This window comes from Arthrobacter sp. Bi26 (genome assembly GCF_918697925.1).
Taxonomy (GTDB): Bacteria; Actinomycetota; Actinomycetes; order Actinomycetales; family Micrococcaceae; genus Arthrobacter.
In genome coordinates, this window is sequence record NZ_CAKKMF010000043.1 from 14,334 (window position 1) to 39,971 (window position 25,638).

Consider the following 25,638-nt stretch of genomic DNA (forward strand, 5'->3'; position numbering starts at 1 on the left):
AGCCTAGAAAAGGAAGTAGCGCTGCGCCATGGCCAGGACGTCCGACGGTTCGCACGTGACGTCCTCGCCGTCGACCGTCACCTGATACGTTTCCGGGTCCACCTCGATATCCGGGGTGGCGCCGTTGAACTTGAGGTCCGCCTTGGTGAGGCTGCGGATGCCGGACACCGGCCGGATGACTTTCTCCAGTCCGAGCTCCGCCGGAACCCCGGCGTCGATGGCGGCCTGGGAGAGGAAGGTGATAGAGGACTGCTGCAGCGCCTTGCCGTAGGCGGCGAACATCGGGCGCATGGTCCGCGGCTGCGGGGTGGGAATCGAGGCGTTGGCGTCCCCCATGAGGGCGTAGGCAATCTGGCCGCCCTTGAGCACCAGCTCCGGCTTCACCCCGAAGAATGCCGGGTCCCAGAGCACCAGGTCGGCAAACTTTCCGACCTCCACCGAACCGATCGAGTCGGCCATGCCCTGCGCGATGGCCGGGTTGATGGTGTACTTCGCCACGTAGCGCTTGATCCTGAAGTTGTCGCTCTCCGCCCCCAGACCCGCAGCGGCGCCGTGCACACCGGCTGCGGTGTCGCCTGAGCCGTCGGGGTCCTTGAGCACGCCGCGCTGTTTCTTCATCTTGTCGGCCACCTGCCAGGTGCGGATGATCACTTCGCCCACCCGGCCCATGGCCTGGGAGTCCGAGGACGTGATCGCGAAGATGCCCAGGTCCTGCAGGACGTCCTCGGCGGCGATAGTCTCGGCGCGGATGCGGGAGTCCGCGAACGCCACGTCCTCCGGGATGTCCGGGTTCAGGTGGTGGCAGACCAGGAGCATGTCCAGGTGCTCTTCGATCGTGTTCCGCGTGTACGGCAGGGTGGGATTGGTGGATGCCGGCAGGACGTTGGGCAGCCCCGCGATCTTGATGAGGTCCGGGGCGTGCCCGCCGCCGGCGCCCTCGGTGTGGAAGGTGTGGATCACGCGGCCGCCGATGGCCCGGATGGTGTCCTCCACGAAGCCGCACTCGTTCAGGGTGTCGGTGTGGAGGGCCACCTGGACGTCGTATTGATCTGCGACCTGTAGCGCGGTGTCGATGGAGGACGTGGTCGAACCCCAGTCCTCGTGGACTTTCAGCCCGATCGCGCCGGCGCGGATCTGCTCGGCCAGAGGCTCGACGGCGGACGCGTGCCCCTTGCCGAACAGGCCGATGTTGATCGGGAGCCCTTCGGCAGCCTGCAGCATCCGCTGGATGTGCCATTTTCCGGGCGTGACGGTGGTGGCCTTGGTGCCTTCGGCGGGACCGGTGCCACCGCCCACCATGGTGGTCACCCCGCTGCACAGGGCCGCGGGAACCTGGTCCGGGGAGATGAAATGGATGTGGGAGTCCACCCCGCCGGCCGTCAGGATTTTCCGCTCGCCGGCAATGATCTCGGTGCTCGCGCCAATCACGATGTCCACGCCGTCGGTGATCTGCGGGTTGCCGGCCTTGCCGATCCGGAAGATGTGGCCGTCCCGGATCGCGACGTCGGCCTTGTAGATGCCGGTGTAGTCCAGCACCACCACGTTGGTGATCACGGTGTCCGGGATGGTTCCCCCCTGGACGTCACCGTCCCTGGTCAACTGGCCGTTCTGGCCCATGCCGTCGCGGATCACCTTGCCGCCGCCGAACACCACTTCCTCGCCGTAGACGGTGAGGTCTTTCTCGATCTCAAGGAACAGATCGGTGTCGGCCAGGCGGATCGCGTCGCCGGTCGTCGGGCCGTAGAGGTCCGCGTATTGCCTGCGGGACAACTCGAAAGTCACGGTGCGTCACCTATCCGTTCGGAAACGTGGAGTTCGGAAACATGGAGTCCGGTCTTGTGGAGGGCGCCGTTGACAGCGTTGCTGAGGCCGTGCACTTCACGGCTGCCCGCGAGTTCAATCAGCCGGACAGTCCTGCTGTCCCCCGGTTCGAACCGTGCGGCGGTGCCGGCGGGAATGTCCAGGCGCCGGCCGTAGGCGGCTTGCCGGTCAAAATGCAGCGCCGGATTCGCTTCGGCAAAGTGATAGTGCGAGCCCACCTGGACGGGGCGGTCACCGGTGTTGGTCACGGCGACGGTCACCGCCTCGCGGCCGGCGTTGATCACCAGCGCCGTGGCGCTGAGAACGTATTCTCCCGGAATCATGAAAGCCCCCTAGCGGATGGGATCGTGGACGGTGACGAGCTTGGTGCCGTCCGGGAAGGTGGCCTCGACTTGGACGTCGTGGATCATTTCCGGTACGCCCTCCATCACGTCGTCGCGGCTAAGGAGGGTGGTTCCGTAACTCATGAGCTCCGCCACGGTCCGGCCGTCCCGGGCGCCCTCCATCAGTTCGTAGCTGATGACGGCGACGGCCTCGGGGAAGTTCAGTTTCAGTCCGCGGCCCTGGCGGCGGCGGGCGAGGTCCGCGGCGACCACGATCATGAGCTTTTCCTGTTCACGGGGCAAGAGGTGCATGACGGAATCCCTTCAAGAACCGGCCGGCTGGCGGACCGCAGATGCCGCGGTGTGACCAGACTAGGCCGGTGAGATTTCCTGCAGGTTTCCGGGGCCACATGTGTCGTTACCTTGTCGCTGCCGGCGCTCGAGCCCGCGCGCCCGCCTTCAGGGACCCGGAGCCTGCACTGCAAGGCCTATAACATGAACAAGCTTGGAGCGACTCTGAAGCAGCAGGTGCGAAGGACGCACTGTGAAAGACTTATGTCATGGCGGTGTCAGCAGCATTCGATAACGAGAGCCTCTCGGAAAAGGTCAGAAGGACCATCGTGGACCGCGTCGTCGACGGCACCTACCCTCCCGGCATGCGCCTCGTGGAACTCCAGCTCGCCAAGGAGTTCGGTGTCAGCCAGGCTCCAGTGCGCGAAGCCCTCCGGGAACTGTCCTCCACCAGGCTGGTCGAAAACATCCCCCGCCGCGGAACCTTCGTCAGGTCTGCTTCCCAGGATGACCTTGCGGAGGTTTATTTTGTCCGCCTGGCCTTGGAGGGAACGGCCGCCGCAGCTGCTTATCCGGCCCTGCACGCCGACCCGTCACCGCTACGCCAAGCGCTGGCAGGCATGCGCGAAGCCGCTGCAGCGAACGATGCCCATGGCATCGCCAAATACAGCACAGCTTTTCACCGCGCCGTTGTTGTCGCCACCGGGAACCGGCTCATGGCGGAAATCTGGGATTCCCTGTACGTCGAGGCCCGGACCATGGCCACCGTCGTCCGTGGCCACGTGGACCTGCACGCCGCTGCCGAAGCCCATGTCCCGATCCTGGAAGCGTTCGAAAACGGTACGCCGGAACTCTGCACCAGGCTCGTCATCGAGCACCAGCACGAATACTCCATCCTCCCCCAGGAGTAGACCCTCCCTAAGGGCTAACCCGGATCCAAAGACTGCCGGCGATGGATTCTTGAGCCTTCCCCTTGTGATGCCGATCACCCTCATGTATCGTCTTATTCATCAATTATCGATAATCGATCAAGGGAGATCACTTTGAAACTCGTAACTTTCCGCCACCAGGGAACCGAGCAGACCGGCGTTCTTAGCGACGACGCCTCGACCGTGACCGCCGTTTCCGGCTCGCAGGATCTGCTCGCACTCATCGACAACTGGGACGAGGTTGCCGCCCAGCTCGCCGCATCCATCGGGCCGGCGGTCAGCGTCGCAGAGGTGGAACTTCTCGCCCCGATCCCGCTCCCCCGCCGCAACATCTTCTGCGTCGGACGCAACTACGTCGAACACGCCAAGGAATTCGCGAACTCCGGCTACGACGCCACGGCCAGCGCCACCCCTCAGCCCGAATACCCGGTCGTGTTCACCAAGGCCCCCTCCACCGTCATCGGCACCGGCGCCGATATCGACCCCCACACCGGCGTCACCTCCGAACTCGACTACGAAGCCGAACTCGGGGTCATCATCGGCAAGGGCGGGCGCGGGATCAGCAAGGCCGAGGCGCTGGACCACGTCTGGGGCTACACGATCATCAATGACGTCACCGCCCGCGACCTGCAGAAAGACCACAAGCAGTGGTTCCTCGGCAAGAGCCTGGACACCCACGCGCCGATGGGCCCCTGGGCCGTCACCCGCGACGAGGTCGGCGACGGGCCGCTGGACCTGCTCTGCACCGTCAACGGCGAAACCCGGCAGAAGGCCACCACGGCCGACCTGATCTTCGATATCCCCACGATCATCGAAACCATCAGCGCCGGCATCACCCTCCAGCCCGGCGACATCATCGCCACCGGCACCCCGGTCGGCGTCGGCATCGGCTTCACCCCGCCGCGGTTCCTGACCACCGGAGACGTCGTCGAAATCAGCATCAGCAAGCTCGGCACCCTGAGCAACCGGGTCGGAGAAGGACGATGAGCACCGCAACCGTCGCCGCCGGCCTGACCGCCATCGGCACGAAACAGCTCTTCGTCGAAACCACCGGCACCGGGCCCGACGTCGTCCTGGTCCACGGGCTCGGCGGCACCACCAGCTTCTACGAACCCCTCGTCGCCTCGCTGGCCGAACGGTTCCTGGTCACCCGCTATGACTTCAGCGGACACGGACGCTCACCCCGGGCCGGGGAACTGACCCTCGAATCCCTGACCGCCGAACTGGCCCTGGTCATCGAATCCCAGACAGCCGCAGGCCGGGCGCACCTCGTCGGGCACTCGATGGGAACCCTCATCGTCCAGCAGCTGGCATCGACCCGCCCGGACCTGGTCCGGGAAGTCGTCCTGCTCGGCCCGGTCCGCGAACAGGCCCAGGCCGCGAAGGACGCCACCCGTGCACGCGCCGCCCTCGTAAGGGAGAAGGGCATGGCTGCCGTGGCCGACACTGTCGCCAACGCCGCCACCGCCGACCACGCAGCAATCGGGAACCCGCTCGTCCGGCCCTTCGTCCGCGAGCTGCTCCTCGGCCAGGACCCGGAAGCCTACGCCCAGGCCTGTGAAGTCCTCGCTGCCGCGACCAATCCGGACCTGACCACGATCCGGTCCAAGGTTCTGCTCCTGACCGGCAGCGAGGACAAAGTCAGCACGCCGGCCTCCAACGAGGCCATGGCCGCAGAACTGGGCAGCGCCGAACTTCTGGTCGCACCAGGAACTGGCCACTGGACGGTACCCGAGGCGCCGGACTTCGTCACCGCCGCCGTCCTCGACTTCCTCACCAGCACAACGCTCACGTCGGAGACGAAGAAGACGTGCGCGTGCAGCAACGCCAGCCCGGGCTGCCAGTCACGTCGTCAGCAGACCATCACTATGCAGATCCGTAAAGCCCCCTAACAACCGCTCCACCCTCTCCATCTCAAAATAAGGACAACGAAGTCATGTCGAAAACCCTCTTCACCAACGTCAACATCCTCGACAGCACCGGAGCCCAGCCCTTCCTGGGCGAAGTGCTGATCGCCGATGAGCGCATCACCGACGTTCGCGCCGGTTCAGGAAACCTTCCCCGCGAGGGCGTCAAGGTCGTTGACGGCCGCGGCCAGACCCTGATGTCGGGCCTGTGCGATGCACACACCCACTTCACCTGGAACGACGGGGACCTCAACGGCCTGGAAACCATGCAGGTCGAAGAACATCTGCTGCACACCGTGCAGTCCGCCAAAACCTACATCGACTACGGCTACACCATGTGCTTCGGCGCAGCCAGCGCCAAAAAGCGCCTCGACGTCGTCGTTCGCAACGCCATCAACGCCGGCGACATCCCCGGCCCCCGCTACCTGGCCAACGGCCAGGAAATCGCCACCACCGCAGGGGACCTCGTCCCCGGCATCACCCAGATCGCCGACGGCGTCGAAGAAATGCGCAAGGTCGTCCGCGAAACCATCGGCCTGGGCGTGGACCAGATCAAACTCAGCATCTCCGGCGAGGAGATCACCGGCTCCAAGGCAGCCACCGACACCTACATCACCGAAGAAGAACTCCAGGTCGCCGTCGATGAGGCCCACCGCCGCCACGTCCGCGTCTGCACCCACGCCCGCAGCCGCGACTCCGTCATCATCTCCCTGAAGACCGGCGTGGACATGATCTACCACGCCTCCTACATCGACGACGAAGGCATGGACATGCTCGAAGCCGCCAAAGACCGCGTCTTCGTCGCCCCGGCCATCAACTGGATCGTCGCCACCCTCAACGACGCCGCCGCCTTCGGCTACTCCCACGAAGCCGCCGAAAAAGCCGGCTACGCCCGCGAACTCGAAATCGCCTGCAAGGCCATCCAGGAAATGCGCCGCCGCGGCATCCGCGTCCTTCCCGGCGGAGACTACGGCTTCGCCTGGACACCCCGCGGCACCTACGCCCGCGACCTGGACCACTTCGTCAAGCTCTTCGGCTACACCGAAATGGAGGCCATCATCGCCGCCACCGCCCTCGGCGGGGAACTCTTCGAAAAGCCCAACGAGCTCGGCAAGGTCCTGCCCGGCTTCTACGCCGACCTCATCCTGGTCGACGGCAACCCGCTCGAGGACATCACGATTCTGCAGGACATCACCAAAATCACCGCCGTCATGAAAAACGGCGAATTCCACCGCGCACCGGCCGAACACAGCCCGGCAACCCCGGAAGCAGCACCAGACCTCGCACTGACCCACCTCTAACCCGCCACGGCCCCGGCTTCTGGCCGGGGCCGTGCTCAGTTCATTCCTTTCAAAAGACAATGACGCCATTTTGACCTGAAGGAACACCAAATGAAGCCCCTCGTCACCATCGGAATCACCGCCGGCATCCTCGCCGGACTCTGGACCCAGTTCAGCACCCTCTTCGGCCTCATCACCTGGGTCGGGTTCCTCTCCTGGGCATGCTTCTTCGCCGCCGGAGGCAAACCCGCCGGGCTCCTCAAGACCATCCCCGCCAACCTCTCCGGCATCCTGTGGGGCGCAGCCATCGTCTGGGGAGCGGCGAACCTCCCCATCCCGGGCGCGCTCGGCATCTCCGTCGCCATCGCCGCCTTCGGGATGTGCGTGCAGGCACGCTGGACCGTTCTGGGCTTCATCCCCGGAGCTTTCGCCGGATGTGCCGCGTACTTCGGCACAACCTTCGATGCGGCCGGGACCTGCATGGCCCTGATCGCCGGCGCCGGCCTCGGCTGGCTCTCCGAATACACCGCAAGCCTCCTCACCAACGCCGGCAAGAAGGCCCAGGCACCCGCGCCGCATACAGAAACCCAACCTGTCGGCTAAACGTCAAGAGCGGCCCTTCCATGGCATCCCTACATGTCAGGTGCCACCGGCCAGATTTACGACGCTGGTGGCACCCTGAGCCATCCATCAACTCCCGTAGGCCTCCACGAAAGAGGAACCGCGCCGTCCACAGCAGCACCGGTAGCCAAAGGAGGCACCATGACCATCGTCACCGAACAGCTCAGCACCATCGATCCCACTCATGTCCGGGACGTGATGTCCAAGGTGCCCACCAGCGTCACCGTCGTCGCCGGGCAGCCCGAACTCACCGGTGAACGAGCCGCCATGATCGTCGGATCATTCGTCTTCATTTCCCTGCACCCCTGTCTTGTCGGCTTCTTCGTCAGCCACGAATCCACGAGCTGGCCACAACTCAACAAAGCCACAGTGCTCGGCATCAGCATCCTGGCCTCAACCCAAAAACAGTTCTGCCGCAAACTCGGCAAAAAGGACGCAGACCGCTTCGACGACGAATTCTGGACCCGGGGCAATTTCGGCGCCCCGCTGGCCACAGGCGCTTTGGCATCCATGGAATGCCAGCTCGAGAACGTCACGCCCGTCGGTGACCACGCCTTCGTCCTGGCACCCGTCCTCGGCCTCAGCGCGAGTAGCACGACAGACCCCCTTGTCTTCCAAAACCACGAATTCTCAGGCCTCCTCCCCCGCTGACGCCATCTGTGTGCGTATTGGTGTGGAGAACACGATGTCGCGCACGTGCCCCCTGATCTACGGGGCGGCACCGGCACCCGTCAACGGCTCCCGGTTGACCCCTACCCGGGCATCCGCCAGTGGGCCTGGAATTCCGGGTGGTCGGCGTACGGCAGGGCCAACGTATTCAGCGACAGTGTGGTCCATTCAATGACATCCGGAACCCATCCGGCGTCGGCGGAATCCTGGCTGACCAGCGCGGCCAGCACGGACTGGCGGGCGGATTCGATAATGCCGATGAGCAGGCGCTTGGCCTCGCACTCGCGGAGCAGGCGGCGTTCGTACCACTCGCCGGACACGGCCAGCGTGGGGTCGCCGAGCAGCTTCAGGGCGGCAGCTTCGTCTTCCTTTATCCGTGCGGTCAAAAACTCGACGATGTCCACTAACCGAGCCTATGCGCGGCGGCGCTCACGCGGCTACGCCTAGCGTTTCCCCTTTTTCCGGGATCGCGGCACCGGGCGCGCTTGTTAGGGTGGATGAATGAAACGACGTCTCGCCGCCCTTGTCGCTGCCGCCTCGCTGGTCGCCCTGAGCGGCTGTGGCCAAGTGCAGGGCGCTGCCGAAAAAGCCGTCAACGACGGGGCATCCCAGGTTGCCGCGGCGGCCGGCACTGAAGTGAAGAAGCAGGCCTGCGCCCTGGTGGAGGACGGCCTGGTCAGCGTCAAGGACAAAGAACTGCTGGGCGGCCTTGTCGCCGGTGCGGAAACCGCGGGTGCGCCCGCTGAGATCACCACCCCGCTGCGCCAGATCGCTGACTCCGGCGACCAGGTTCCGGCCGAACCCGTCAAGGCCCTTCAGGACGCCTGCGCCAAGTAACCCACGCTGGGAGCGGGCAGCGCCCTAGCGTTTCCCCTTTTTCCGGGATCCCTTGCCTCGGCCCTTGTCCGGGTTTGGTGCGTAACGCTGCGCCACCTTGGGCTTTTTGGCGGCTCCGGTGCCGCGCCGGTCCGGCTTGGGCTCCCGTTTGGGTTTCTCCTGCTGCGCCGAGGGCTGGCGGGAGCTCGCCGCGGTGCGTCCGCGGACAATCCCGATGAATTCCTCGATGACCTCGTCCGTGGTGTCGCTGGGCCAGGCCAGGGCGATCTCCGTTCCGGGCGCACCTGTGAGCTTCCGCGCCACGGTGTCCTTGACGTTGAAATGCCGGGCCACGGACATCGGCAGGATCACCAGCCCGGCACCGGATGCCACCACCTGCAGGGCCATCGCGGCGCCGCCGAGTTCCTGCGCGTCGAGGAAGGTCTCGGCAGACAAGTCCGCCAGGTCCACTTCTTCAAACAAAGAGATCTCATGCCCCTTGGGTGCCACCACCACTGGCTGTTCCTCGTAGAGCGGGATCACGCTGAGGCCCTCGCGTTCCACCGGGAGCCGGACAAAGCTCAGATCCGCGGAACCGTCGCGGAGCACGGATAGCTGCGCGCCGTCGTCGGACATAAAGGAGTGCAGCGGCACGTCCGGCATCCGCTCCTCCCAGCGCCGGATCCATTTTCCCGGTGTCACACCGGCGACGTACGCGAAGCGCAGCTCGCGCCCAACTGCAACGGCTGGGACGACGGCGGTTTCGTCGGGGGTCTGGGGTGCTTCTTCTGCTGCGGACACATGTTCACAGTACCGCCACCGCTGGCGCCGGGGTCCGCCCCGGTGTCGGCACGGTGCCGGAGTTGGTACTGGGTTTCGTGCTGAGCTGGTGCCCTGCGGGCATCCCGCCGGATACCCTTGAACTATGACCTCTGCAAACTCCCAGTCCATGAAGCCGGCCACCGTTGCCAAGAAGCTTGGCATCTACCTGCCGGCGACACCCCAGGAGTTCCAGGATTCGGCCATCACCCGCGCTGATTTCGCCGAGCTCCAGGCCAACCCGCCGGAGTGGCTGGCGGAACTGCGCCGTAACGGCCCGCACCCGCGGCCCGTGGTGGCGCAGAAGCTCAACGTCTCCATCAGCGGCCTGTCCCGCGGTGGTGTTGAGGAAGCGCTGACGACGGCGGAAATCACCGCACTGCTCCAGGCTCCCCCGGCATGGCTTGTCGCCGAACGCGCCACCCATGCCGCCGTCCGTGCCGAGGCCCAGCGGGTCAAGGACGAGTCCGCCAAGAAGGACGCCAAGAAAGCCCGCGCCAGGGCCGAATAGCCGCACGCACTTTCTTCCGGCCCCTATTTTCATCCCGCGGACCCAGGACTATGCTCGCGGAATGAGTCGGGACCGCCGGCCCGATCCCCCTCCGAGTCCCCATCCACCAGCCACCGGCGGATCATCGGGAAGGAAAAGGCCATGGCCTTCAAGATCGGATATTTTGTCGGGAGTCTCTCGAGCAGTTCCATCAACCGCACCTTGTCCAAGGCCCTGATCCGGCTTGCACCCGCGGAACTGGAGTTCACGGAGATCCCCATCAAAGACCTGCCGTTGTACAGCCCCGATTTTGATGCCGCTTTTCCGCCTGAGGGGCAGGCCCTCAAGGATGCCGTCGCAGCTTCCGACGGCATCCTGTTCGTCTCCCCTGAATACAACCGGTCCATCCCCGGAGCGCTAAAGAACGCCATCGACTGGGGATCCCGGCCCTGGGGCACCAACTCCTTCGCCCGCAAGCCCACCGGGATCATCGGCGCCTCCCCGGGCGGCATCGGGACCGCAGTGATGCAGTCCTCGTTCCGCAGCGTGCTGAGCTTCCTCGACGCGCCGCAGCTGAATGCGCCGGAGGCGTACATCCGCTTTGTTCCGGAGGTTTACGGCGAGGACGGCGAGGTCAAGGACGAAGCCACGGCCGGGCTGCTGCGGCACTACATGGAGGAATACGGCTCCTTTGTGGCGCGGGTCCTGGCCGCCAACGCGCCAGGCCATATCGGCGACGAGCACCCGGACAAGGACAAAGTGAGCCGTTAGGCCCCGCGCCTAACCCACGCGGACGTGGCTGGTCCGGTAACTAGTCCTGGTGCAGCTGCACGAAGTTCCCGCACCCGTCATCCATCACCACGCTGGTCCCGGCGGGGCCCTCGGATGGCTCCGCCTGGAACATCACGCCCTTGGCCGCCAGCCGGTCATATTCGGCGCGCACGTCCGGCACGCCAAAGACGATCGCTGGAATTCCGGCATCGTGCAGGCCGTTCATGTAGGCCGCGCCGATCGGGTTGTCACTGGGCTCCAGCAGCAGTCCGGCACCCCCGGCACCGTCCGGATCCTTGACGATGAACAGGTTGTGTTCCGGCATGGCCATCAGGGTCTCGAAGCCCAGCGTGCCGGTGTAGAACTCATGGGCCGAGGCTGGATCCTTGACGTGGATACTGCACATTTTCAGTCGCATGGCCCCTAGGCTACGCCGGGAGGATCCGTGACGGAACCGTGGCTGGGCCTTCGCGCCAGCCTTGGCGGCCTGTGCCGGCGGGCGGCATAGCCCCGGCCGGGCAGGGCATTGACGGCCCCGCCGCCAGGGATTCCAATGGAACTAGCGGAACAGCGCCCGCCCGGGACCGTTCCGGGGAGGTGTGCAATGACGCTTTCACTATCCGGTGCCCTCGCGGCCGGGCAGTTCCTCGCCCTCGCCATCCTGGTTGCCGGGGCGGCGTTCGCCGCGGTCTACTTCGCCCGCAAGCATCTGGCAGCCAAAGACGGACCCTCAGAGGGCGCAGACGGCGCGTTTTGGGACGTTTTCGCCGGACTCGCCGTCGTTGTGCCCGTCATAGTCCTTGCCTCCTCAACCTGGCCCTGGGCCGGTCTGGCGCTCGGGATGCTGGCCGCAGGGGCGGCCTGGGCGGCGCTGGCAGCGGCACCCCGGCTGCTGGCCCGGCAGGATGCCCGCCGGGCCAGCCGGGAGACCCAGCTCAAGAACGAGGCGGCGGCCGCACGGCACCGGAGCGCCCTCGCCCGGTGGCAGCGGTACGAACTGGATCCGGGGTTCTCGATTGACTACCCTGCGATGAGCGATCCCCGGCAGCCGGAAACGGCGGCCCTTATCCGGGCGATCAAGGCCGCCGAGCGCCTCGGCGGCCGCACGGATCGTGCATGCACGGATGCCGCCTACGCCCCGGCTGTGGAGCGCCTGGAAGATGCCCTGGCCGCCGCCGAACGCGCGGCCGGCGTGGGCACCGCCGGGTTCTCTGGTCCGGACCACGCGCACAGCTGATTCCCGGAATTGCCGATCCGGCAGTTCCCGGCAACCTCGGAAAGGTTCCATCATGACTGACATCACGATCATCGGCAGCGGCAACATGGCACGGGCAATCGGCACCCGGGCTGTCGCCGCCGGTCGTTCCGTCCAGGTTCTGGACCGGACTCCGGAGAATGCCGCCAAGCTCGCTGCTGAACTTGGCGGCAACACTAGCCCCGGCGCCCTGAGCGAGGTTCCCGAGGGCGACATCGTCATCCTGGCACTGTACTTCGGCCCGGCCAAGGAAGTTGCCACACACTTCGGCGATACGCTCAGCGGCAAGACCGTGGTGGACATCAGCAATCCCATCGACACCGAGACTTTCGATTCGCTCGTTGTCGCCCCGGGGACGTCGGCGGCCGAGGAAATCGCCGCACTGCTGCCGGGCGCACGGGTGGTGAAAGCCTTCAACACCACCTTCGCCGGCCCACTCGGCTCCGGTACGGCCGGAGGCCCACCGATGGATGTGTTCATCGCCTCGGACTCCGAACAGGCCCGCAACGAGGTCGCGGCCTTCGCCGAAGCCGCCGGGCTGCGTCCGCTCCAAGTGGGCGGACTACGCCACGCCCGTGAACTGGAGGGCTTCATGCTGCTGGTGATGGCGCTGCAGGCCAACCCCGCGTATCCAACCTTCAACTGGGGCACCGGCCTGAAAATCATCGACTAGCGGAAACTCAGCCGTTATGGAGTAGTCCGTTATGCCCGGTCAGGGGAACCCGTGCACCTCAGTGGTGGGGGAACTCTACAGACTCGTTCCCGGAGCTACCCGGGTTGCCGAACCAGGCTGGGGCGGTTCCGGCGAGACCCAGGACGCCAATAGCGATCGCCGCCACAACCGGGAGCGAGCGGATGTGGGCTGACACTAAGGGGCGTCTGGGGAGCCGGTCCCTGTCACGGAGCAGGGCGACGGCAACCAGCAGTGTGCCCAACTCCAGGACGCCGGCAGCAATGTCCGGCATACCGGCCGATTCAGGGGAGCCGGCGGCGGGTCCGAAAGGCAGTCCGACGGTCCGGGAGCACAACCACAGCGCCAGCGGAACAATCGAGACGGCCGCGACAGCCTTGAGCAGGGCACGGTGCCGCCTGCCTAGCGACAACAGGCCAAGGGCAAGCTGGGCTGCAGCGAGAATTGCGAAGAAGACACCGGCTGCGGCCCACTCGCCAAAATGCTCCGGTACGACTGCAGCGTGGATGGCGGCGCTGCCGACCAGCGCTGCAGCTAGAAACAGCCGTCGGTGGTCAATTCCCCTGCCGCGAGCAGTTCGCCGCCGGGTCCTGCTGACGTCCAATCGGCCGCCCCGAATCGCCACAACCCAGCCGACCAGGACGAGGTTGGTGACCAGGAGTATCCCGCTGCCGTAGCCCACAGCGCGCATCTGAAGCCCGAAAGACGCCTGCTGTTGCAGCGCGAGGCAGCTCCCCTCGGCGCAGGTATGGCTCATCGAATCAATCAGCTGCAGCTGATTTGACTGCAGCTGATAATCGTAGGCCGAGTTGAGCGTGATGAATGCGATGCCGGCGGCGGTTCCGGCCGCAACGATCAGCAGTGCCGTCAGAACCGTGCTCGACTTGCGCAGTTCCGGCCCGAATAGATGGAGCGCCAGCGTCATGGCGCCCAGCACTGCGAAGACGAAAACCGGCAGGACCAGGGTGGACTCACGCAGCCAGCTCGCGAATGGCTCCTCCGTGCGTTCAATGGCCCCTACGGCACCGCGCAGCGACATCATCCAGAAGCCGTCAGCGTAGGCCATCACAACAGACAGGGATACAACCGTCAGCCACGGAACAGCTGGCCGGCCCGGGATCGAGCCGCTGCGTTCGATCCCGGCGTTGGCGAGCTTCGTGTTCTCGATCATCTCCCGCAGCGTCATGGTCTGATCTCCCAGCCGAACATCATGGCGTGGTCCTCGTGCGCAAGGTTGTGGCAGTGCGCCACGTACGGCCCCACGAAGTCCCGGAATCCCCGGTAAAGGATCACCGACTCGTTCGGGTCGAGCGCCGCCAGGTCTTCTTTCGAGACGTCGTCGGGATGCCCGGTATCCGGCGTAACAGTCACGTCCTTGCCGTTGCGCATGACGGTTCGGTGTTCCTCCATGTGCAGGTGGAATGGATGCACCCAGCCGCCGCCGCCGTTGCGGACCTCCCAGAGGTTGAAGCTGTTCTTCTTTGGCGCGGCCAGCGGCGTCGCGCCGGCCTTGTTTCTCAGGCTCGTCGCCACCGTCGTCGGGTCGAAGGGTTTGCCGTTGATGAGCCACTCGGTCTCGCCGCCCAGGGCGCCCCGCTTCACCTCGAAGATCAGGCGGTTGTCCAACAGGTTCCGCCAGTTGCTCGGCAGCGGCGGAAGCGGACGCAGAGGAGTCAGAGCCGCCGGGATCCGGCTGTCGTCCGGCGCGCTGTCGCCGATCACGAACTTCAGCAGCGGCACTTTGTAGGCCGGATCGGGGAAGAAGCGGGAGGAGTTGGACCACATCCGCCCGTTGGGCATCTTCATGACGTTGGTGAGGTAGACGACGTCGCCCTTAGTGGTCGGCGTGCCGTCCTGGTACCTGGTGAAATCGACGATGACCTCGCGCCGCTTGGCCGGCCACAGTTCGAACGAGTCCCGCTTGATCGCGAACGGCAGGAGCCCACCGTCCGAGGCGATCTGGGTGAACTTCATGCACTGCTGGGCGTCGGGGATGCGGTACTGGCCCTGGAGCTCGTCGTCGACGTAGCCGAGCGACGCCGACGACTTGGGACCCTGCGTCGAGCTCATCAGCTTGAATTCGTAGATCCTCGAGACCGAGGCGTCCAGGAAGCGGAAGCGGTACTTGCGCCGCTTCACCTCCAGTACCGGGAAGGCCGTTCCGTTGACTGTGCAGATGTCGCCCACAAAACCGTGGTTGGGGAAGTGCTTGTAGAACGTCTTGCCCCACCACTCGGGGTGCTTGGCCGGGTTCTTGGCGTCCGGGAACTCACCCTGCACGTCATGGATGTCCTTGTGCACCGTGTCGCCGTCGTCAAGGCGGAAGTCGGAGAAGGCCAGCGGGATGTCGTACTTGACGTCGAAGGAACCGTCCGAGTTGTTTGTGCGGACGCCGGGAAGCCGGAGGCCCCGCCGCTCGTCCCCCATGTCCAGACCGTTCTTCGGGTCGTAGATGGGGTACAGGCCGACCAGGCCCTTGTAGACGTTCGAGCCGGTGTGATCCATCGTGTGATCGTGGAACCAGAAGAAGCTCTGCTTCTCCCGGTCGTCTCCACCGGCCGGCCAGTTCAGGTACAGGTTGTCGACGAACATCTGCGGCCTGAAGCCAGGGTGCTTCGGCCCGGACACCATCGAGTAGTGCGGGTTGCCGTCGCTCTCGGGCGCGGTGTGACCGTTGTGCAGGTGGGTCAGGAAGGACCAGTCCGGGGCGCCAAAATCCTGGCGGTCGAGGTTGAGCGGGTTCTCGTCCAGGTGGTTCTCGAAGCGGACGAGCGCCGGCCTGCCGTACTCGGCGTTGATCATCGGGCCGGGGAAGGTGCCGTTGAAGCCGTAGATCGTGCTCGGCGGCAATGTGCGTTTCGTGCCGGCCGCGTACGTCCTGCCGGATGAGTCGAACGACTCCGTCGGCTCTCCGTCCGAGTCGATCGGCAGCACTTGCGACGTGGTGAAGGAGTGGGTCCGAAGCTGCACGTCGATCTTGTAGACGATCGGGTCCGGATAGCCGATCTGGCTCGGCCAGATCTGATGCCGTTCGTTGCGCAGCGAGTTCTGCTGGCCCGGTCCGGGCCCCGGCGGCTTCGGCCAGGCGCTGTACACCGACTTCGGCACCGGGGCGAGCGCCTTCGGGATGGGCAGCCGGTCGCTGAACGGCGAGAGGATCAGCGGGCTCGTCGGGAACTTCTCAATGTAGAACAGGGTGTCACCGAGCGCTGCGGACGTGGCGGCGAACGCGCCGTCGGCCGTGAGCAGACCCCTCTGCGCGAGAAACGGCACCCCCAGGCCCTGCGCGGCAACCAGCGCGGCACCGGCACCCCCTGCCGCACCCAGCCTCAAAACGGTTCGACGGGACACCCGGCCTGCGTCGGCAGATTCCTCGCCCATCAGTCCGCGCCCCCTTCGCATGGGGCCGAAAGGCCGCCCTGCGCCCCGGGGCCGCCATCCCAGGCACGTCGTTCCCTAAGTTGAAGAGTGATCACGAGGAAACTCCCTACCCTGTGGGCTCAGCTTCGCTAGGCCCTCCGCCGCTGACCACATCACTATGCGTGGCAGACCTTTGGAAACACTGGGCTTTCCGGAGCGGGACTCCTCCCTTCAGCGGGCCTAAAGCTCGCTCCTTGCGCTTTCGCGGTTCCAACGCAGAAAGGTCCCCCTCCGGACAGCCCATCGGTAAGCGTGGTTGCTTTCCAATGGCTGCCGGACGGAGACCCTCCTGAAACCGTCGGCAGACTCAATGCCCGCGGGTCAGGACCTTACCCCTGAAGAACTCGGGGCGGATCTTGGCCATGACCAGCATGAGCACCACGCCCAGCAGGATGACGCCCATGCCGAGGATGAAGACCAGCCCCAGGCCGCCGATTGACGAACCTGATCCGTACGCGGGATCCATGGAGTCGTAGGCGGTCTTGAAGAACATGACCAGCAAGATGACGCCGCCCAGGAGAGGTGCGAGGAACTTGAAGAAGAACGCCCTCGCTCCGCTGAACGCCTCGGCGCGGAAGAACCAGACACAGGCCAACGCGGTGATGCCGTAGTAGAAGCAGATCATCATGCCCAGTGCCGTGATCGTGTCCCACAGCGCATTCTCCGACGTCGTCCGGGTAATGACATAGAACGCGGCGGCAGCCACTGCCGAGGCGATTGTGGCATAGCTCGGGGACTTGTACGTGGGGCTGATGTTGCCGAATTTCTGCGGCAGGGCCTTGTAGTGACCCATGGACAACAGTGTGCGCGCCGGGGAAACGAACGTGGACTGCAGGGACGCGGCGGAGCTGCTCAGGATGGCCAGGGACATCAGGATGGCGAAGGGGCCCATCACCGGCCCCGCAAGGACCGCGAAAATGCTGCCCTGGTTCTCCGGGTTGCCGGCACCGAGGCCGGTCTCGCCGACGCCGGCGAAGGACAGCGTGGCCAGGGCAACGGTCATGTAAATGATCACGATGACCAGCACCGTGAGTGTGGCGGCACGGCCCGGGGTCTTCTCCGGGTTCTTGGTCTCCTCGTTCATGGTCAGCGTGACGTCCCAGCCCCAGTAAATGAAGATGGACAGCGACACGCCGGCGGCGAAGGCGGAGAAGGATCCCACCGCGAAGGGGTTGAACCACTCCGGGGAGATGGCAGTGGCGTCGAAGGCGGTCCCGTTGGCGACGTGGCTGAACGCAGCCACGGAAAACCAACCGAGGACCAGCAACTGGAAGCCCACAAGCACGTACTGGACGGACTTGGTGGTTTCCATGCCGCGGTAGGAAATCCAGCACGCGAGGGCGATGAACACTAACGTGGTGGCGATGTTCAGCGGCAGGTTTGTGGTGAGGTCGGCGAGCTCGGGATTGCCTGTGAGCTGCGCCAGCATGAGGTAGAAGAAGTCCACTGCGACGGCGGCCAGGTTCGAGAGCACGATGATCGTCGCCGCAATGAGCCCCCACCCACCCATCCAGCCAATCCACGGGCCAAACGCCCGCGAGGCCCACGTGAACGAGGTGCCGGCGTCGGGCATGGCGTTGTTCAGTTCTCGGTAGCCGAACGCCACCAGCAGCATGGGGACAAAGCCCACCAGGAAGATCGCCGGCAGTTGCACGCCGACCTCGGCGACGGTGGGGCCCAGGGCCGCCGTGAGGGTGTATGCCGGGGCGATACAGGAAATGCCGATGACGACAGCGCCGATGAGCCCCACGGATCCGGCCTTCAGGCCCTTCTCGCTCAGTCCGTGTTGCTGTTCGCTGAGATGTCCTGTTTGCTGTCCTGTGTGCGATGGCTTGGACATCGCATGGTCTGCGCTCATTGTTGTGCCTCTCCTGGGGTGTCATTCGACGCTGAATGGTTGAGGTGCTTCAGTTCATAGTCACTGGGGACCACGATCATCGGCACCGGCAGGGCGCGCAGAATGCGGTTGGCCGTGCTGCCGAGGAAGATGGACCGGCCCTTGGCAAGCCGGCTGGATCCGATCAGCAGGACCTCGCCGTCTTCCCAGCCCAGGCGGTCCACCGCTTCTTCGATGCTGCGGCCCTGTGCGACGACGACTTCCGACTTCGCCTCTTCCCGGACCTCCTGCCCGCCGCCGGGCAGGGCGGCGGCCAGGTGCTTCGCCGCGTACTCCCGCGCCGCCTCCGCGGCGCCGGCCGCATCGCCGCCGTCGAGCGCCAGGAGCGACACCACCCGCAGCGGAACCTGCCGGTTCACGGCCATGCCGAGGGCAAAATCGAGCAGCTTCTCGGCGCCGGCCCGGGTTCCGAGCCCGCAGCTGATCCGGGTCAGGGCCTCCTGGCGGTGGTAGCCGTGCGGTGCCAGAGCCACCGGAACGGTCGAGGCGTGGAGCAGGGCGCTGGCCACCGACCCGATCGTGAACCGTTTGAAGATCCCGGTGCTGGTTGCGCCGATGATGAGCATGTCCGCGCCCAGTTCCTCGGCCGCCTCGATCAGCGCGTGCGCGTCCGAGTCGCCGGTGCGGATGTGGGCCTGCGCGGGGACACCGGATGGAACCAGCGCCAGGGCCTGGTCGAGCCACTCCTGGGCCTGCTCATTGAGCAGATTTTCGAAGCCAGCCTTCGGCGCGACGGCGTGCCCGGACTGCTGCACTTCGGGCACCACCAGCACAAGGTCCAGGCTCGCTCCACGCCCGAGCGCCAGGGAGACGGCCAGATTGACCGCATCATGGCCTCTGGCATTGGCTGAGTACCCCACTACGTAACGCATCTGGCCGCTCTCCTAACTAGATTGAACTGACTGTTGGGGTTTTCTACGATGCGACGGACGCGCGGTCCGCTGCTGCGACGATCAGGGCGGCCGTGATCTGCCCCATCCGTACGGCGCCGTCGACATGCTGGTAGCCCTCGGCCGCGAGATCGGAGCAAGACCAGTAGATGGGTCCGACCGGCTTCAGCTGGTCCTTCCCGTACCGGTGCAGCCCGCCGAGGTCGTAGCTGGCGGCGTAGGCTCCGCGGGTCCATTCCTCCGAGCCCCAGTCGGACTCGTAGTAGACCTCGGGATCCAGGGCCTTTTCGCCCAAGAAGGACGCAATCGATTCGAGGATGGCGCGGCGGCGGTCCGCGGCACTGAGCTCGAACATCGCGTCGGCCTTCTCGTCCGAGACGAAGCCCACCAGCGTGCCGCGGGGGTCCTCATGGTTCGTGTTGTCGTAAACCTCCTGCACAATGGCGCCGGCGCCGAAGGCGGTCCCGGAGAGCCCGTCCTCGCGCCAGAACGGCGTGCTGTAGACGGCGTGGACCTTGATGACCAGGCCAAGGGACTGGTGCTGGTGCATCTGGTGCTGGCGGCGGGGCAGCGGCGGGTTGAAGGAAACCCGGGAGTAGAGGTTCGGCGGCACGGCCATGATGACGAAGCGGGCGTTCACGGTGGCGCGTTCGGAGACTGCGGTGACGCGGTATCCCCCGCTCGCGTCCTCGGCCCAGTTGATGGTGCGGACCGGGCTGTCGAGGACCACGTCCCCGCCCAGTTCGGCGGCCTGCAGCAGCGAAACCTGCTGCATTCCGCCGACAACCCGCTTGTCCAGGATGAAGTCCTCATCCGTGAGGTTGCTGAAGGACCCGGCGGAGGCAGCCATCAGGACGGCCTGCAGGGCGGAGAAGGCATGGGCAGGTTTGGTCAGCATGCCGCCGGCGATGAACAGGCCGATGTTGTTGCAGGCTTCCTCATCGGTTGAGTTCTGCCGCAGCCAGTGGTGGAAGGAAATGGTGTCCAGCTCGCGGGCCTTGGGGTGTGCCCACGGCTCCTCGGCGCCGATCTCCGCGGCGAGGGAATCGAGCAGCGCCGTGAGCTTGTCCATTTCGGCGGCGGTGGTTTCGCCGACGGGGAACGTGTCACCGGTGTACAGGGTGCGCTTGCCGTCTCCGCCGATGTAAACGGACTCGCCGTCGCGGTAGCGGGAGTAGGTCTGCAATCCGAGCTCATCCAGGAGCCCCAGAAGTGCCGTCTGGTCCGGCGAGACCCACTGGCCGCCGATTTCGAGCATTGCCCCGTCAATCGTGTCGGTCCAGGTCCGGCCGCCCACGCGGTCCCGTGCCTCGAGCACTGCCACGCTCAGTCCGGCCTTCTTCAGTTCGCGGGCGGCGGTCAGCCCGGAGGGGCCGGCCCCTACGATGACGACGTCGCGGTCAAGATTCAGCATGATGTCCTCCCCGTGGCCGCTAGAGTGATGCGGACCACTAAATGAATGCCGTTCATTTAGAATGATAGACCTTTCCAACGCTTCAGGGAAGACCCACTGCCTGGTGAATTTCGCCCGTAAAGTTGGGGGCAGAATGGGCTAAGTCCCGGAACCGACAGCAGAGCTAGAAGAAAGGCCCGGAATGACGGCAGCAACCAGCGTCCCCGCCGATCCGCACAGCCCGGCAGACCAGCACGGCCCCGCCGCCAAGCCCCGCCGCCGCGTGGGCCGGCCCGCCGCGGCCGTGCTGGACCAGGACGGCATCACTGCGGCGGCCCTGCAGCTGATTGGCAAGAGCGGCTACGAAGGCTTCACTATGGCTGCCCTGGCCAGGACCCTCAACGTGGCGCCCTCGGCGCTGTACAACCACGTCTCCTCCAAGCGGGACGTGCTGGTGCTCGTCCAGGACCACTTGACCTCTTTCGTGGACGTCGCCGCGTTCGAGGCCGGGCCCTGGGAGCAAGCGGTGAGGGACTGGGCCTGGAGCTACCGCGATGTCTTCTCCAAGCACACGCCGCTGATCCCGGTCATCGCCGTACTCCCCGTGACGGATGCACCCAAGACGCTGGCCATGTATGAGGCCGTCAGTGCCGGTTTTAGCCGCGCGGGTTTTCCCCAGGAGCGCATCATCCCGGCCATCGTGGCGTTCGAATCGTTTATCTTTGGCTCCGCCTACGACGTCACGGCACCGGCGGACATCTTCGATTCCGGGACCATGGCCGCCTCGACGCCGCATTTCACCTCTGCCGTCCAGCGTCTGGCCGAGGACAGCCATGACAAGCCGGCCGACGTCGCCTTCAGCCTGGGACTTGAGGCACTTCTCGCCGGACTCGGAGCGCTGCGGGCGGCCTAGCGGTCCGTCGCCGGGCAGGCAGTTCGCCGGCAGGCAGATTTCCGCCGCGGGTTCCCCACCTTCAACGGCACGACGCCGCCACAAGCCTGCGGTTCGGTGCAACACGCCGGCCCGAGCCTGCAAAGATGGGGATAGCCCGACGCCGGACTACAGCTGGACGTTAAACAAGGGAACCCCGGTCCGAAGACCGGGGTTCTCTCAATTGCGTGCGCGGGGGATTTGTACCCCTTCGCGGCGTGCCGTTGCAATGGCCGGGGAGGCCTGCGGTCAGCGGGCGAAGTACGCTCCGCTGGTCCGAGTGACGGTCGTATAGCCGAGCCGGGAGCCTGTGACACGGACGGTAATCCTTTTATCCCGGTCGGCCGTCCGGACCTTGTAGGTCGACTCTGTTGCGCCGTAGATCGGGACGCCGTTGCGCAGCCAGCGGTACTTGAAGGCAGTGCCCCAGGTCCAGGTGCCGGGCTTCGCGGTCACCACTGTCCCGGCCTTGACGGTGCCGGCGATCGTCGGCGTGGCCGAGCTCAGCGCCGCAGCAGCCACCTTCGCCGTAGTATCGGTCGTCTGGGTCTTCAGGATCCTGCCGCCCATCGTGGACGTGACCTTGACGGAGATTTTCTTGCCGAAGTCGCCGCCCACCAGTGTGTAGTCCCGGCCGGTGGCCCCGGCGATCGGGACGCCGTCGCGCACCCACTGGCGGGTCTCTGTCATTCCCGGGGCATAGCCGGACCAGGTGCCGGTGGAGACGGTGAGCTTCTCCCTCACTGTCGCGTTGCCCCGGATGGCCGGGGCTTTGGTCTGGGTCGGGTCCGGCGCGGTCACGGGCTTGGGCGCGGTGACCTTTGCCCAGGCGGTGGTGTATCCGGGAGCGGTGGCGGTCGCTATGAGCGTGACCGTCGTCCCAAGCTGGGTCATGTTGGGGGTGAACGTCGGGCCGGTGGCCGATACCTTCCCGTCCGGGGACTGCCAGTAGTAGATGACGGTCAGATTTTCGGCAGGTTCGGACCAGGTGCCGGCCGTCGCCGTCAACGCCGTGCCAATCACGGCGGTACCGGTCAGGACCGGCTTGGTGACGTTCGTCAGCGGCTTCAGCTCAACCTTCGGGGGCTCCGGGGGCGCCGGGATGACCGTGCCCGCGGCCGGGGGGACGGTCACTGAGTTGGAGCTGGCCTCGAGCCCGCCAGATTCGGTCACCAGCTCCAGGGTGTGGCCCTGGTCCTCGGCGGTGATCGTATAGGTCAGTTCGGTAGCGTCGGGAATCCAGATGCCGTCGCGCGTCCACTGGAAGCGGTGCTCATTCCAATCGCTGGTGTTCCGATCGGTGTGGTCAAACCAGCGAAGGTCGACAGCGGTGAGGACGTCCCCCACCTCGGTGCCGCCGGTGACCACAGCGCCGGGCCTCTCGGGGGTGAAGGTGCCGCGGCTGGCTGCGGAGGTCACGGTGACCGGATCGAGGCCGGCGGCGTAGCCGGTGACCCGGAGGCTGAGCAGCCCCGTCGGGCCCCACGTTGTCCTATCAAATCTTGGGGCGGTTGCACCAGGGATGGGCGAGCCGTCACGGAGCCACTGATACTGGAACTGGACGCCACTCGGGCCCCAGTCCCCCAGTTGGGCGACGACGACGGGCCAGTATTCACCCTCTTCTGCGCCCAGGGATTCGAAGCCAACATACCCCGCCCGGACCGTCGGAACGGCGCCGGCGGCGTCCGTGACCGGCGGCGTCTTGGTGGACTGGACGGTGGTTGCCTTGTACTCCGGAGCACGGCCCGTGGTCTTGACCCGGATGCCCTTTCCGAGGTCCGACCTGGTCAGCCGGTACGTGGTACCGGTGGCGCCCAGGATCGGTACGTCGTTGCGCAGCCACTGGTGCGTGAGCGTCGCATCGGAGGGGTCCCAGGCGCCGTCATAAACGGTGAGGGTGTTGCCGACCAGCAGGGCGCCCCCGATAATCGGCCGCGGGCCGGCAACCGGGCTGTTGACCATCACCGGCTCCTGGCTCCCGTCCGGCCCCGTGCAGAGCTTGACCGAATCAACGATCGGGCCGCAGGACGGCAGGAAGCCTGCGTGCGCCGGAACGGCGAAACCGGCCAGCGACAGGGCGGTAAGGGCCCCGGCGGCGCCGAGACGGATGGCCTTCTTGTTCAATTGTTCCCCCCAGGGTCAGCGGGCCGGTCCCCCCGGCCCTGTTGCTGATAGTAGTGCCCTGCCTGCTGTTTTCGGCGGTCACCGTGGGGGCGGACGACGTCGGCGGACAGATCAATGTCAGGACAAACCCTCACAGGGCGTCAGCCACACCCAGAGCCACGCCGCAACACAACCAATTCCATCATTACCGCCGCACCCCAGTGGTACCGCAACGGAACTCCGATCAAGGGTGCGACATCCCTGGGGTATCAGCCTGTCCCGGCCGATGCCGTGCTTAGCTTCAAGGCCGGCCCCGGCCTCATCCATCCGGCCGTACAGTCCGCGAAAATCGGCCCCGGCACGTTCCCCCTGGTGGCGACGCCCATCATCAAGGGCACACCCAAGCCCGGATCCACCCTGACCGTGCATGTCGGGGGCTGGCAGCCGACGCCCTCCGCCTTCGCCTACCAGTGGTACCGCTCCGGCGTCAGGATTCCGGGCGCTACTGCGAAGTCTTACAAGCTCACCGCCTCCGACGCAGGCAAGACCATCATGGGTAAGGCGACCGGTTCTAGGACCGGCTTCAAGACCACCGTCTTGGCTTCGGTGCGGGCACTCAGGTAACCGGACCGCGGCACGCAGACATGAAGAAGCCCTCCCGCGCAGGTGACAGCCGGTGCGGGAGGGCTTCGGTAGTGGGCGGCCTGTTCGACCGCGGCGCCGGCCAGGACAACCTCGGGGGCACATCGCGGCCCGTGACGGACTGGACCGGCTCGCCGTCAAGCCAGCGCTTGTGCGCAGTCATCGCACTTCTGGTCTTGAGCCAGCCCCGTAGTCGTGTCGCGTGGGCGAAACCTGACGTCGCGTGGGTTAGTCGCCTGGGGTTAAACGAAAGAACCCCGGTCCGAAGACCGGGGTTCTTTCGATTTGCGTGCGCGAGGGGGGATTTGAACCCCCACGCCCTTTCGGACACTGGCACCTGAAGCCAGCGCGTCTGCCGTTCCGCCACTCGCGCGCAACTTCTTCCACTCGGATAGGGCCGGTTTCCCGGACCGCCAACCTCGTAAAAGCAGCGAGATCAAGCATAACGGACAATTGCGCGAAAACACCAATCGAGCCGGACAGGTCCCGGATTGCGGTGTATTCCCGGCCAGTCATACCCGGTCGCCGGACGTCACGTCGGCGCCCGCCGGGCCAGCCGCGGAGGCGATGTCCGCGCACGTCAGGGCGCAGTCGGCGCATATTTCGACGTCGGCCCGGCGGCGTCCGTTGAGGCCATTCCCAGACACGCCCAGTAGTATCTGATGTAGGAGTGTCTGCTGAGCGCGGGCTCGCAAAAGTTGGAAACCGAGTTCCGGAACGAGCGCTGCTCTGCAGCCAACAGGAAAGGAGAAGGACCATGGGATTGCTGGACAAAGTCGAGCGCGGCATCGAAAAGGCCGTCCGCGGAGTCTTCTCCACCGGTTCTCGCGCCCAGGTTGAGCCTGTCGAGATCGCGAGCCGGCTCCGCACCGAGGTCGACAACAAGGCCATCACAATCGCCGCGGGACGCACCCTGGCCCCCAACGTTTTTGACGTCCTTCTTAGCAGCGACGACTTCCAGCGCGCCCAGGAATGGGGCACACCCCTCGCGGAAGAACTGTGCGACGTCGTCATTAACCATGTCCGCAGCCAGGGCTACACCCTTCAGGGGCCGGTCCGGATCAGTTTCCGCCGCGATGAAGAGCACCGCGCCGGGGATTTCGACATCTCCTCGCGGACCGAGAAATCCAACGCCCCTTCCGCCCCTGCGCAGCCGGGAGTTCACGGCAACTTACCGGCGGCCCCGACACGCCAGCCGGCACAGCTTCAACCCGTCCTGGACATCGACGGCCAGCGCTACTCGCTGAACGCGCCGTCGATCGTCCTCGGCCGGTCCTCGGAAGCAGACATCCTCATTGACGACACCGGTGTTTCGCGCCGCCATCTGGAAATCCGGACCGGGCCTGGTACGGCCCAGGCGATCGATCTCGGCTCCACGAACGGCAGCTACGTCAACGGCCAAAAGATCGTGGGCAGTTCGGAACTTGCTGACGGCGCCACGATCATGATGGGACGGACTAAAATCATCTTCCGCCTACTGCCCGCCAACACAGGCGGCCGCGCATGAGCGAACTGACCATCACGGCCCTGCGTTTCGGGTTCCTTATCCTCCTGTGGGTGCTGATCTTCAGCATTGTCTCTGCCATGCGCCGTGATCTGATGATCGGCCGCAAGGCGGCGGCCGGGGCCCCGACGGCACGCCAGGTACGCAAGAATCCGGCCCTCGCCGAGCCCCCGCC

The 25,638-nt window shown here is 65.8% G+C and carries 27 protein-coding genes, 1 tRNA gene and 1 pseudogene; 15 read left to right on the forward strand and 14 right to left on the reverse strand.

The window, feature by feature from the left end; genetic code table 11:
- Positions 1 to 3 precede the first annotated feature (3 nt).
- The 3 genes from ureC to LQV16_RS12755 are packed head-to-tail and all read right to left on the reverse strand — an operon-like array spanning position 4 to position 2,456.
- Positions 4 to 1,782, reverse strand: a complete 1,779-nt coding sequence (ureC, locus tag LQV16_RS12745; RefSeq protein WP_229994259.1) for an urease subunit alpha — start codon at positions 1,780 to 1,782, stop codon at positions 4 to 6.
- On the reverse strand, positions 1,779 to 2,144 hold the full coding sequence (locus LQV16_RS12750) for an urease subunit beta (protein WP_229994260.1): 366 nt from the start codon (positions 2,142 to 2,144) through the stop codon (positions 1,779 to 1,781). The genes ureC and LQV16_RS12750 overlap by 4 nt, the downstream gene beginning before the upstream one ends.
- 9 nt (positions 2,145 to 2,153) lie before the next feature.
- Positions 2,154 to 2,456, reverse strand: a complete 303-nt coding sequence (locus LQV16_RS12755) for an urease subunit gamma (RefSeq protein ID WP_229994261.1) — start codon at positions 2,454 to 2,456, stop codon at positions 2,154 to 2,156.
- A 248-nt stretch (positions 2,457 to 2,704) separates the two neighbouring features.
- Here LQV16_RS12755 and LQV16_RS12760 point away from each other — a divergent pair, with 248 nt between their 5' ends.
- From LQV16_RS12760 to LQV16_RS12785, 6 genes are all read left to right on the forward strand, one after another.
- Positions 2,705 to 3,346: a GntR family transcriptional regulator gene (locus LQV16_RS12760; RefSeq protein WP_229994262.1), complete on the forward strand. Its 642-nt coding sequence runs from the start codon at positions 2,705 to 2,707 to the stop codon at positions 3,344 to 3,346.
- Positions 3,347 to 3,478: 132 nt separating this feature from the next.
- A complete protein-coding gene (locus LQV16_RS12765) occupies positions 3,479 to 4,351 on the forward strand; it encodes a fumarylacetoacetate hydrolase family protein (protein ID WP_229994263.1) in 873 nt (290 codons plus the stop codon).
- Positions 4,348 to 5,256, forward strand: coding sequence for an alpha/beta fold hydrolase (locus LQV16_RS12770; RefSeq protein ID WP_229994264.1), 909 nt, complete (start codon positions 4,348 to 4,350; stop codon positions 5,254 to 5,256). Before LQV16_RS12765 ends, LQV16_RS12770 begins: the two co-directional genes overlap by 4 nt.
- 44 nt (positions 5,257 to 5,300) lie before the next feature.
- Entirely contained in the window at positions 5,301 to 6,572 is a 1,272-nt protein-coding gene (locus tag LQV16_RS12775; protein WP_229994265.1) for an amidohydrolase family protein, read from the forward strand.
- A gap of 90 nt (positions 6,573 to 6,662) precedes the next feature.
- Positions 6,663 to 7,154, forward strand: coding sequence for a DUF1097 domain-containing protein (locus LQV16_RS12780; RefSeq protein ID WP_229994266.1), 492 nt, complete (start codon positions 6,663 to 6,665; stop codon positions 7,152 to 7,154).
- 159 nt (positions 7,155 to 7,313) lie between these two features.
- Positions 7,314 to 7,823 carry a flavin reductase family protein gene (locus LQV16_RS12785; protein ID WP_229994267.1) on the forward strand — a complete coding sequence of 170 codons (510 nt, stop codon included), beginning with the start codon at positions 7,314 to 7,316 and terminating at the stop codon, positions 7,821 to 7,823.
- A 101-nt stretch (positions 7,824 to 7,924) separates the two neighbouring features.
- Here LQV16_RS12785 and LQV16_RS12790 read toward each other — a convergent pair whose 3' ends face one another.
- Positions 7,925 to 8,245, reverse strand: a complete 321-nt coding sequence (locus LQV16_RS12790) for a DUF6221 family protein (protein WP_229994268.1) — start codon at positions 8,243 to 8,245, stop codon at positions 7,925 to 7,927.
- 97 nt (positions 8,246 to 8,342) lie between these two features.
- Here LQV16_RS12790 and LQV16_RS12795 point away from each other — a divergent pair, with 97 nt between their 5' ends.
- The gene (locus LQV16_RS12795) at positions 8,343 to 8,678 is read left to right on the forward strand and encodes a hypothetical protein (protein WP_229994269.1); all 336 of its coding nucleotides are present in this window, start codon (positions 8,343 to 8,345) and stop codon (positions 8,676 to 8,678) included.
- 24 nt (positions 8,679 to 8,702) lie between these two features.
- Here LQV16_RS12795 and LQV16_RS12800 read toward each other — a convergent pair whose 3' ends face one another.
- The gene (locus LQV16_RS12800; RefSeq protein ID WP_229994270.1) at positions 8,703 to 9,458 is read right to left on the reverse strand and encodes a LysR family substrate-binding domain-containing protein; all 756 of its coding nucleotides are present in this window, start codon (positions 9,456 to 9,458) and stop codon (positions 8,703 to 8,705) included.
- A 124-nt stretch (positions 9,459 to 9,582) separates the two neighbouring features.
- Here LQV16_RS12800 and LQV16_RS12805 point away from each other — a divergent pair, with 124 nt between their 5' ends.
- Complete coding sequence (locus LQV16_RS12805; protein WP_229994271.1) at positions 9,583 to 9,987, forward strand: DUF5997 family protein; 405 nt, start codon at positions 9,583 to 9,585, stop codon at positions 9,985 to 9,987.
- 141 nt (positions 9,988 to 10,128) lie between these two features.
- Positions 10,129 to 10,737 (forward strand): NADPH-dependent FMN reductase, encoded by a 609-nt coding sequence (locus LQV16_RS12810; RefSeq protein ID WP_229994272.1) that lies wholly within the window; start codon positions 10,129 to 10,131, stop codon positions 10,735 to 10,737.
- Positions 10,738 to 10,777: 40 nt separating this feature from the next.
- Here LQV16_RS12810 and LQV16_RS12815 read toward each other — a convergent pair whose 3' ends face one another.
- Positions 10,778 to 11,155: a VOC family protein gene (locus tag LQV16_RS12815; protein WP_229994273.1), complete on the reverse strand. Its 378-nt coding sequence runs from the start codon at positions 11,153 to 11,155 to the stop codon at positions 10,778 to 10,780.
- Positions 11,156 to 11,341: 186 nt separating this feature from the next.
- Between LQV16_RS12815 and LQV16_RS12820 the strand changes: the two genes are divergently transcribed.
- Together LQV16_RS12820 and LQV16_RS12825 are read left to right on the forward strand one after the other, a co-directional pair.
- The gene (locus tag LQV16_RS12820) at positions 11,342 to 11,974 is read left to right on the forward strand and encodes a hypothetical protein (protein WP_229994274.1); all 633 of its coding nucleotides are present in this window, start codon (positions 11,342 to 11,344) and stop codon (positions 11,972 to 11,974) included.
- A gap of 52 nt (positions 11,975 to 12,026) precedes the next feature.
- Positions 12,027 to 12,665, forward strand: a complete 639-nt coding sequence (locus LQV16_RS12825; protein WP_229994275.1) for an NAD(P)-binding domain-containing protein — start codon at positions 12,027 to 12,029, stop codon at positions 12,663 to 12,665.
- 58 nt (positions 12,666 to 12,723) lie between these two features.
- On the opposite strand, the gene LQV16_RS12830 is transcribed toward LQV16_RS12825, so the two are convergent.
- The 5 genes from LQV16_RS12830 to LQV16_RS12850 all read right to left on the reverse strand — a co-directional run bounded on the left by LQV16_RS12830 (position 12,724) and on the right by LQV16_RS12850 (position 20,304).
- The gene (locus LQV16_RS12830; RefSeq protein WP_229994276.1) at positions 12,724 to 13,869 is read right to left on the reverse strand and encodes a hypothetical protein; all 1,146 of its coding nucleotides are present in this window, start codon (positions 13,867 to 13,869) and stop codon (positions 12,724 to 12,726) included.
- A complete protein-coding gene (locus tag LQV16_RS12835) occupies positions 13,866 to 16,064 on the reverse strand; it encodes a multicopper oxidase domain-containing protein (protein WP_229994277.1) in 2,199 nt (732 codons plus the stop codon). The genes LQV16_RS12830 and LQV16_RS12835 overlap by 4 nt, the downstream gene beginning before the upstream one ends.
- Before the next feature lie 346 nt (positions 16,065 to 16,410).
- Complete coding sequence (locus LQV16_RS12840; protein WP_229994286.1) at positions 16,411 to 17,943, reverse strand: APC family permease; 1,533 nt, start codon at positions 17,941 to 17,943, stop codon at positions 16,411 to 16,413.
- A 14-nt stretch (positions 17,944 to 17,957) separates the two neighbouring features.
- Positions 17,958 to 18,872 (reverse strand): universal stress protein, encoded by a 915-nt coding sequence (locus tag LQV16_RS12845; protein ID WP_229994278.1) that lies wholly within the window; start codon positions 18,870 to 18,872, stop codon positions 17,958 to 17,960.
- 43 nt (positions 18,873 to 18,915) lie between these two features.
- Positions 18,916 to 20,304, reverse strand: coding sequence for an NAD(P)/FAD-dependent oxidoreductase (locus LQV16_RS12850; protein ID WP_229994279.1), 1,389 nt, complete (start codon positions 20,302 to 20,304; stop codon positions 18,916 to 18,918).
- A gap of 181 nt (positions 20,305 to 20,485) precedes the next feature.
- Here LQV16_RS12850 and LQV16_RS12855 point away from each other — a divergent pair, with 181 nt between their 5' ends.
- A complete protein-coding gene (locus LQV16_RS12855) occupies positions 20,486 to 21,196 on the forward strand; it encodes a TetR/AcrR family transcriptional regulator (RefSeq protein WP_229994280.1) in 711 nt (236 codons plus the stop codon).
- A 267-nt stretch (positions 21,197 to 21,463) separates the two neighbouring features.
- Here the strand turns inward: LQV16_RS12855 and LQV16_RS12860 are convergent, their stop codons facing one another.
- The gene (locus tag LQV16_RS12860) at positions 21,464 to 23,338 is read right to left on the reverse strand and encodes a hypothetical protein (RefSeq protein WP_229994281.1); all 1,875 of its coding nucleotides are present in this window, start codon (positions 23,336 to 23,338) and stop codon (positions 21,464 to 21,466) included.
- A 114-nt stretch (positions 23,339 to 23,452) separates the two neighbouring features.
- Here LQV16_RS12860 and LQV16_RS12865 point away from each other — a divergent pair, with 114 nt between their 5' ends.
- Positions 23,453 to 23,941: a hypothetical protein gene (locus LQV16_RS12865; protein WP_229994282.1), complete on the forward strand. Its 489-nt coding sequence runs from the start codon at positions 23,453 to 23,455 to the stop codon at positions 23,939 to 23,941.
- A gap of 308 nt (positions 23,942 to 24,249) precedes the next feature.
- On the opposite strand, the gene LQV16_RS12870 is transcribed toward LQV16_RS12865, so the two are convergent.
- Together LQV16_RS12870 and LQV16_RS23565 are read right to left on the reverse strand one after the other, a co-directional pair.
- Positions 24,250 to 24,332, reverse strand: a tRNA-Leu gene (locus tag LQV16_RS12870).
- Positions 24,333 to 24,471: 139 nt separating this feature from the next.
- Complete coding sequence (locus LQV16_RS23565) at positions 24,472 to 24,606, reverse strand: hypothetical protein (protein ID WP_290369371.1); 135 nt, start codon at positions 24,604 to 24,606, stop codon at positions 24,472 to 24,474.
- Between the two features lie 110 nt (positions 24,607 to 24,716).
- On the opposite strand from LQV16_RS23565, the gene LQV16_RS12875 reads away from it, so the two are divergent.
- Positions 24,717 to 25,466 carry a DUF3662 and FHA domain-containing protein gene (locus tag LQV16_RS12875; protein WP_229994283.1) on the forward strand — a complete coding sequence of 250 codons (750 nt, stop codon included), beginning with the start codon at positions 24,717 to 24,719 and terminating at the stop codon, positions 25,464 to 25,466.
- Positions 25,463 to 25,638: pseudogene (locus tag LQV16_RS12880) on the forward strand (FHA domain-containing protein); the annotation flags it as partial. The gene LQV16_RS12875 and the pseudogene LQV16_RS12880, both read left to right, overlap by 4 nt.

What these genes read in the sequence shown, in the direction of transcription:
- LQV16_RS12855 (WP_229994280.1), top strand. Translation starts at nt 20,486, where the DNA reads ATGACGGCAGCAACCAGCGTCCCCGCCGATCCGCACAGCCCGGCAGAC.
- LQV16_RS12755 (WP_229994261.1), bottom strand. Translation starts at nt 2,456, where the DNA reads ATGCACCTCTTGCCCCGTGAACAGGAAAAGCTCATGATCGTGGTCGCC.
- LQV16_RS12805 (WP_229994271.1), top strand. Translation starts at nt 9,583, where the DNA reads ATGACCTCTGCAAACTCCCAGTCCATGAAGCCGGCCACCGTTGCCAAG.
- LQV16_RS12785 (WP_229994267.1), top strand. Translation starts at nt 7,314, where the DNA reads ATGACCATCGTCACCGAACAGCTCAGCACCATCGATCCCACTCATGTC.
- LQV16_RS12780 (WP_229994266.1), top strand. Translation starts at nt 6,663, where the DNA reads ATGAAGCCCCTCGTCACCATCGGAATCACCGCCGGCATCCTCGCCGGA.
- LQV16_RS12760 (WP_229994262.1), top strand. Translation starts at nt 2,705, where the DNA reads ATGGCGGTGTCAGCAGCATTCGATAACGAGAGCCTCTCGGAAAAGGTC.
- LQV16_RS12875 (WP_229994283.1), top strand. Translation starts at nt 24,717, where the DNA reads ATGGGATTGCTGGACAAAGTCGAGCGCGGCATCGAAAAGGCCGTCCGC.
- LQV16_RS12810 (WP_229994272.1), top strand. Translation starts at nt 10,129, where the DNA reads ATGGCCTTCAAGATCGGATATTTTGTCGGGAGTCTCTCGAGCAGTTCC.
- LQV16_RS12865 (WP_229994282.1), top strand. Translation starts at nt 23,453, where the DNA reads ATGTCAGGACAAACCCTCACAGGGCGTCAGCCACACCCAGAGCCACGC.
- LQV16_RS12840 (WP_229994286.1), bottom strand. Translation starts at nt 17,943, where the DNA reads ATGTCCAAGCCATCGCACACAGGACAGCAAACAGGACATCTCAGCGAA.
- LQV16_RS12850 (WP_229994279.1), bottom strand. Translation starts at nt 20,304, where the DNA reads ATGCTGAATCTTGACCGCGACGTCGTCATCGTAGGGGCCGGCCCCTCC.
- LQV16_RS12815 (WP_229994273.1), bottom strand. Translation starts at nt 11,155, where the DNA reads ATGCGACTGAAAATGTGCAGTATCCACGTCAAGGATCCAGCCTCGGCC.
- LQV16_RS12795 (WP_229994269.1), top strand. Translation starts at nt 8,343, where the DNA reads ATGAAACGACGTCTCGCCGCCCTTGTCGCTGCCGCCTCGCTGGTCGCC.
- LQV16_RS12770 (WP_229994264.1), top strand. Translation starts at nt 4,348, where the DNA reads ATGAGCACCGCAACCGTCGCCGCCGGCCTGACCGCCATCGGCACGAAA.
- LQV16_RS12845 (WP_229994278.1), bottom strand. Translation starts at nt 18,872, where the DNA reads ATGCGTTACGTAGTGGGGTACTCAGCCAATGCCAGAGGCCATGATGCG.
- LQV16_RS12830 (WP_229994276.1), bottom strand. Translation starts at nt 13,869, where the DNA reads ATGACGCTGCGGGAGATGATCGAGAACACGAAGCTCGCCAACGCCGGG.
- LQV16_RS12750 (WP_229994260.1), bottom strand. Translation starts at nt 2,144, where the DNA reads ATGATTCCGGGAGAATACGTTCTCAGCGCCACGGCGCTGGTGATCAAC.
- LQV16_RS12835 (WP_229994277.1), bottom strand. Translation starts at nt 16,064, where the DNA reads ATGGGCGAGGAATCTGCCGACGCAGGCCGGGTGTCCCGTCGAACCGTT.
- LQV16_RS12775 (WP_229994265.1), top strand. Translation starts at nt 5,301, where the DNA reads ATGTCGAAAACCCTCTTCACCAACGTCAACATCCTCGACAGCACCGGA.
- LQV16_RS12825 (WP_229994275.1), top strand. Translation starts at nt 12,027, where the DNA reads ATGACTGACATCACGATCATCGGCAGCGGCAACATGGCACGGGCAATC.
- LQV16_RS12820 (WP_229994274.1), top strand. Translation starts at nt 11,342, where the DNA reads ATGACGCTTTCACTATCCGGTGCCCTCGCGGCCGGGCAGTTCCTCGCC.